Source organism: Methylobacterium sp. WL120, from assembly GCF_008039465.1.
Classification (GTDB): Bacteria; Pseudomonadota; Alphaproteobacteria; order Rhizobiales; family Beijerinckiaceae; genus Methylobacterium; species Methylobacterium cerastii.
Map to the genome: position 1 here is coordinate 1 of NZ_VRUT01000223.1, position 5,911 is coordinate 5,911.

The 5,911-nt window shown below is 74.0% G+C and carries 6 protein-coding genes; 3 read left to right on the top strand and 3 right to left on the bottom strand.

Annotation, left to right across the window (positions count from 1 at the left end):
- Window positions 1-163: 163 nt before the first annotated feature.
- Both FV229_RS24645 and metB read left to right on the top strand, forming a co-directional pair.
- Window positions 164-1,051, top strand: a complete 888-nt coding sequence (locus FV229_RS24645; RefSeq protein WP_246688328.1) for a hypothetical protein — start codon at window positions 164-166, stop codon at window positions 1,049-1,051.
- A 222-nt stretch (window positions 1,052-1,273) separates the two neighbouring features.
- Entirely contained in the window at window positions 1,274-2,437 is a 1,164-nt protein-coding gene (gene metB, locus FV229_RS24650) for a cystathionine gamma-synthase (RefSeq protein WP_147754470.1), read from the top strand.
- Between the two features lie 226 nt (window positions 2,438-2,663).
- Here metB and FV229_RS24655 read toward each other — a convergent pair whose 3' ends face one another.
- Entirely contained in the window at window positions 2,664-3,107 is a 444-nt protein-coding gene (locus FV229_RS24655) for a helix-turn-helix domain-containing protein (protein WP_147754471.1), read from the bottom strand.
- Between the two features lie 85 nt (window positions 3,108-3,192).
- Here FV229_RS24655 and FV229_RS24660 point away from each other — a divergent pair, with 85 nt between their 5' ends.
- Window positions 3,193-4,971: a chloride channel protein gene (locus FV229_RS24660; RefSeq protein WP_147754472.1), complete on the top strand. Its 1,779-nt coding sequence runs from the start codon at window positions 3,193-3,195 to the stop codon at window positions 4,969-4,971.
- A 13-nt stretch (window positions 4,972-4,984) separates the two neighbouring features.
- On the opposite strand, the gene FV229_RS24665 is transcribed toward FV229_RS24660, so the two are convergent.
- Entirely contained in the window at window positions 4,985-5,644 is a 660-nt protein-coding gene (locus FV229_RS24665) for a hypothetical protein (protein ID WP_246688329.1), read from the bottom strand.
- A partial coding sequence (locus FV229_RS24670; RefSeq protein ID WP_147754473.1) for a DUF1214 domain-containing protein occupies window positions 5,632-5,911 on the bottom strand: 280 nt, incomplete at its 5' end. The genes FV229_RS24670 and FV229_RS24665, both read right to left, overlap by 13 nt.

Sequence of the window (5,911 nt, forward strand, 5' to 3'; positions counted from 1 at the left end):
GCCCCGCCGCCGCCCCGAGGCCGGCGAGCGCCGCGGCGAGATCCTGCTGTTCCTCGGCGTGCGCTACGAGCGCCTCGCCTCCTGATCCGGCCTCCGGCGGGCGATCCGCCGGGCCCGCGTCTCAACGCCCAGTCCTCACACCGACACCCGAACGAGGCGGTCCATGCCGAGCCAGGCCCGGCGCGTGCCGGTTCCGATCGCGGGCGCCCGGCGCCGCACGAGCCCGGTCGCGACCTGCGCGGTCACCGCCGCGTTCCTCACCGCGCTCCTGGCGGCCTGCGCGCAGCAGGGCGATTTCGGCCGCCCGAAGGCCGGCGCCTGGAACGCGCTGGTCGAGACCACCGGCACGCTGGCGGCCCGCGAGCGCGGCGAGCCGGCCTCCGCCTTCCCGCTGACCGACGACGAGCAGACCCTGCGCGCCCGCGCCTGGCGCTTCCTGATGCCGGCGGCGCCCCAGGCCGCGTTCATCGACGTGCTCGCCAACCTCACCCGCGCCCGCGTGCTGCCGCCCTCCTGGCGGCCGGGGGACGTGGCCGCCTACCATGACGGGCTGGTGGCCGAGCCCGCGCGTTCGCCGGTCTCGCGCTACCGCCGCCTGTCCGAGGACGCGGTCGCCGACGCCCGGCTGATCCCGCCCTTCGTCGCGATCGCCGCGCGGGTGATCGACGCCGACGCCCTGCGCCTGCGCAGCCTTCCCTTCGCCAAGGCGCTCGACGACGACGACGTGCGCAACGCCGCGATGCGGGTCGCCGAGAACCGCTGCCTCATCGCCTGGGTCCGCCTGGAGACCGCCGAGCGCACGGCGCGCTACCGCTACGCGCTGGAGCACCTCGTCGTCGCGGTGCCGGGCCCCGAATCCGTGGGAGCGGAGCGCGGCGTCGCCGGGTTGGCCGCCCGCCGCACGCTCCTCGATCCGCTGCTCCCGCCCGAGGTTGCCTTCCGCTGCGGCCTCGTTCCGGGCGAGGACATGGCGTTGCCCGAGGCGATGCCGCCGCGCGGGGGCATCGCCGCCTCGGGTCCGTCGGTGCGGCCGTTGGTCGTGAAGGATTGATACCCAGTCTCACGGGTCAAGATCCATGAGGTCCGGCGGACTCCCGCCGCCCCGCAGTCGCGGGGGCCCGAACCCCGATGAGCCGAGCTCAGCGAGGTTCGGTATGAGCCTGAGCGGATCTTTGCATCGTTTTGTTGTAAGGCCGTTTCGTCCTCTATAAAGAACGCCTCGGCGGGGCCTTCGGATCGCACCGCGAACCGATTCCCGGGAGGACCAGACGCGATGACCGAACCCAGAGATCCCCGCACGATCGCCGCCACCAACGGCGTGGCCGCGGACACGTCCTACGGCGCCGTCATCGCCCCGATCCATCTCTCGACGACGTACAAGTTCCCGGCCTTCGAGAAGCCGGGGCCTTACGACTACTCGCGGCTGGGCAACCCGACGCGCGACCAGCTCGCCGACACCCTCGCCAAGCTCGAGGGCGGCGCCCGCGCGGTGGTGGTGTCGAGCGGCATGGCGGCCCTCGACCTCGCCCTGTCGAGCCTGCGGCCGGGCGACCTCCTGGTCGCCCCGCACGATTGCTACGGCGGCACGCACCGCCTGCTCAGCCTCCGCGCGGCGCGCGGGCACTACGCGGTGGCCTTCGTCGACCAGACCGACCCGGCGGCCCTGGAGGCGGCCTTCGCGAGGAAGCCCAAGGTCGTGCTGATCGAGACGCCGAGCAACCCGCTGATGCGCGTCGTGGACATCCGCCGCGTCACCGGGCTCGCCCGGGCGGCCGGCGCGCTCTCGGTGGTCGACAACACTTTCCTGTCGCCGGCCCTGCAGCGGCCCCTGTCGCTCGGCGCCGACCTCGTCGTGCATGCCACGACCAAGTTCCTCAACGGCCATTCCGACGTCGTCGGCGGCGCGGTGGTCGCGGCGGACGCCACCGTCGGCGACGAGCTCGCCGCCTGGGCCAACACCATCGGCGTCACCGGCTCGCCGTTCGACGCCTACCTGACGCTGCGGGGCGTGCGCACCCTGTTCGTGCGGGTCGAGCAGCAGCAGCGGACCGCCGGGCGCCTGGCCGCGTTCCTCGCCGGGCACCCGGCCGTCGCCGCGGTGTACTATCCCGGCCTCGCCAGCCATCCGGGCCATGCGCTGGCCAGGGCCCAGCAGAGCGGCTTCGGCGCCATGCTGAGCTTCGAACTCGTCGGCGGCCGCGAGGCGGTCCGCCAGGTCGTGGGCCGGGTCCAGGTGTTCACGCTCGCCGAATCGCTCGGCGGGGTCGAGAGCCTGATCTCGCACGCCGAGACCATGACCCACGCCGCCATGGACCCCGAGGCCCGCGCCATCGCCGGCATCACCGGCGGGCTGCTCCGCCTGTCGATCGGCCTCGAGGCGGAGGACGACCTCCTGGCCGACCTCGCCCAGGCGCTCGACGCCGTCCAGGCGGGCTAACCGCGGGTCCAGGGACTGGTAATTTCACAGACGAGCCGTTGAGGCGCGGGTCCCCTCTCCCGTCCGGGAGAGGGACAGGGTGAGGGGCCAGGTTTCTCCGGAGAGGCCGCACCCCTCACCCCAACGCTCTCCCGGACGGGAGAGGGGGCCGCGCCTTCGCCTCGAACGATCCATTCGGGGCCGTACCGAGGGGGGCTGCTCAATCGGTCTCCGCTCCGCACCATCATCACCCCGCGTCGGAGCGGCCGTGCACGCGGTCCAGCGCCGTGGCCAGGGCGGTGGCGAGGGCCGGCTCCAGGGTCTGCAGCTCCGCGAGGTGGGCCGTCGTCAGCTGCTGCAGCACCGCCATCGCCTTCGGCGTCAGCGACAGCGCCATCCGCCGGCGGTCGCGCGCCTCCGCCGCCTTGGTCAGGAAGCCCTTGTCCACCATCCGCGCGACGAGCTCGGCCGCGGTCTGCGGCGCGATCAACAGCTGCTCGGCCACGAACCCGACCGTCGGCGGCCCGTCGTGGCCTGCGATCGCCAGCAGCGCCTGATGCTGCTGGGCCGGCAGGCCGACCTTGCCTGCCGCCGCCTCGCTGAAGGCGAGGAAACGCCGCAGCTCCAGGCGGAAGCGCGCGATCGCGGCGTAGGTCTCACGCGAGAGGACCGAGCCGGCATCCGAATCCATCGTCCACCTCCAAGCGTGGGGTTCAATATATCGGGTTACGATATATATATGGGGCCGTACCGCATCCTACAGGAGGTTCAGCCGCATGCCGGTCTCGAAGGCAGCCCCGCCCGCCGGGCGTCGCGTTCTGGGTGATTTCCGCACCGACCGACGCCTCTTCGTGCTGTGCGCCATGGCGGTCGTGGTCGGCCTCGGCGGCACGGTCGCGGCCTGGGGCCTGCTCGCCCTCGTCGCCTTCGTGACGAACCTCGTCTGGTTCGGCCGGATCGATGTCGGGGCGACCTCGCTGGCCGGGGCCACGCCCTCGCTCTGGATGGTCTGCGTGCCCCCGCTCGGCGGCCTCGCGATCGGCCTGATGGCGCGGTTGGGCTCGGAGAAGATCCGCGGCCACGGCATCCCGGAGGCGATCGAGGCGATCCTGATCGGCGGCAGCCGGATGTCGCCGAAGGTCGCGGTGCTGAAGCCGGTCTCGTCGGCGATCTCGATCGGCACCGGCGGCCCGTTCGGCGCCGAGGGGCCGATCATCATGACCGGCGGGGCGATCGGCTCGCTGTTCGCGCAGTTCTTCCACCTGAGCGCCGCCGAGCGGAAGACGCTCCTCGTCGCGGGCGCGGCCGCCGGCATGACCGCGATCTTCGGCACGCCGGTCGCCGCCGTGCTGCTCGCGGTGGAGCTGCTGCTGTTCGAGTGGCGCCCGCGCAGCTTCATCCCGGTGGCCGCCGCCGCCGTCACCGCCACGATGCTGCGGCCGAGCCTGTTCGGGGCCGGGCCGCTGTTCCCCTTCGCCGCCGACCCGGCACTGCCGTGGTGGGGCTTGGCGGCCTGCGTCGGCGTCGGCCTCGCCGCGGGGCTGCTCTCGGGCGTGCTGACGACGCTGCTCTACGCCCTCGAGGACGCGTTCGAGCGCCTGCCGATCCACTGGATGTGGTGGCCGGCGCTGGGCGGCCTCGCGGTCGGCCTCGGCGGGCTGGTCGAGCCGCGGGCGCTCGGCGTGGGCTACGACGTCATCGCCGACCTGCTCGGCGGCCACATGGTGCTGACGGCCGTGCTGCTGATCCTGGTCGTGAAGGCCGCGATCTGGCTCGTGGCGCTGTCCTCGGGCACCTCCGGCGGCGTACTCGCGCCGCTGCTGATCCTCGGCGGGGCGATGGGCTGGCTCGCCGGGTCGGCCCTGCCGGGCGACCCGGGATTCTGGGCGCTCCTCGGCATGGCGGCGATGCTCGGCGGCACCATGCGGGCGCCGCTCACCGGCACGCTGTTCGCCGTCGAGCTCACCGGCGACGTGCACGCGTTGCCCGCGCTGCTGGCGGCCTCGGCCGCGGCCTACGCCGTGACGGTGCTGCTGCTCAAGCGCTCGATCCTGACGGAGAAGATCGCCCGGCGCGGCCAGCACGTCACCCGCGAATACGGCATCGACCCCTACGAGTTCACCCGCGTCGCCGAGATCATGGTCGCGTCGGTCGACACCCTCGGGGCCGACATGCCGGTCGCCGACGCGGTGGCGGCGATGGAGGCGGGGCGCCACCACGCCTACCCGGTGGTGGACGGCGAGAACCGCCCCGTCGGCCTCGTCACCCGCGGCGACGCGCTGCTGTGGCGGACGGACGGCTGCGACGGTTCGGAGCGCCTTGGTGAGCGGGTCTCCGACGCGTCGCTGGCCGTCGTCCACCCGGGCGACGTCACCGCGCACGCCCTCGACCTGATGCTGACGACGGGGCAGGGGCGCCTGCCGGTCACCGATGCGGAGAGCGGCACGCTGGTCGGCCTCGTCACGCGCAAGGACCTGCTGCAGGTCCGCGCCGCGGTGAACCGGTCCGAGGCGGAGCGGCAGGCCACCTTCGTCAGGCGGCGCAGGGCGGCGTGAGCCGAAGGCCGCGTCAGCCGTTCGGCTTGGCGCGGCCGGCCGGCGGCGGGTTGGTCGGCGGTGGGTTGGTCGGCGCGGGCTCGGGGTCCGGCTCGTCCGGGCTGTCGGTGGTGCAGGAGACCGCCTGCACCGCGTCGTTGGCCGCGGCCCGCTGGCTCGGCAGGCCTGCGATGACGCGGACGACGACGAAGCCCTGGTCGCCCGGGGCGACGATGCGCACGTCGCGGCTCGGCTCGTTCTCGTCGTCGTTGGCCAAGGCCGCGTCGTACTGCGCCCGGGTCAGCACCACGAGGTCGAGGGCGCCGCGCACCGCGGCCTGGTCGGTGACCGCGTAGAAGGCGCCCTTGCGGCCGTGCACCGCCAGCGACAGCATCATCGCGCCGGTCCGGGCCGAAACCCGCATCGGGCCGTCCTCCAGGTCGTAGGCGCAGACGCCGACCGCCACGGACGGGTCGGGGATCGGCAGCCACGCCTCGGCCGGGGCCGGCTCGCCGTGGGTCGCCAGGGTGTAGACCCGCTGCGGGTGCTCCAGGCTCTCGCTGGAGCGGGCGCGGGTGAGGGCGTCGGTCTCCGACAGGGCCGGAATCGCGAACACCGTCGCCACGTGGACGATCCCGGCGAGCGCCAGCCCGCAGGCGGTGGCGTAGACGACGCACAGGTTCACGAGGCGCATCCCATCCGGGTGATCGCCGGCACCGCGTCGCGGTCGAGGGTCCCGGCGCTGGCGGCCACGGGGGTGTCGTAGAGGCGCAGCGCCAGGCGGATCGGGCCGCTGGCGCGCGGGCTCGGCAGCCAGTTGCCGGGCTCGACCTCCGGGCCGACGACGATCGAAAAGCGCCCGTCGGCCTCGCGCAGGATCTCGGTGGAGGTGAAGCCCTCGCGTAAGCCCGGGCGGCCGGGCTCGGGTGCGCCGCGGCCGGCCGCCGTCAGGGTCCAGGCG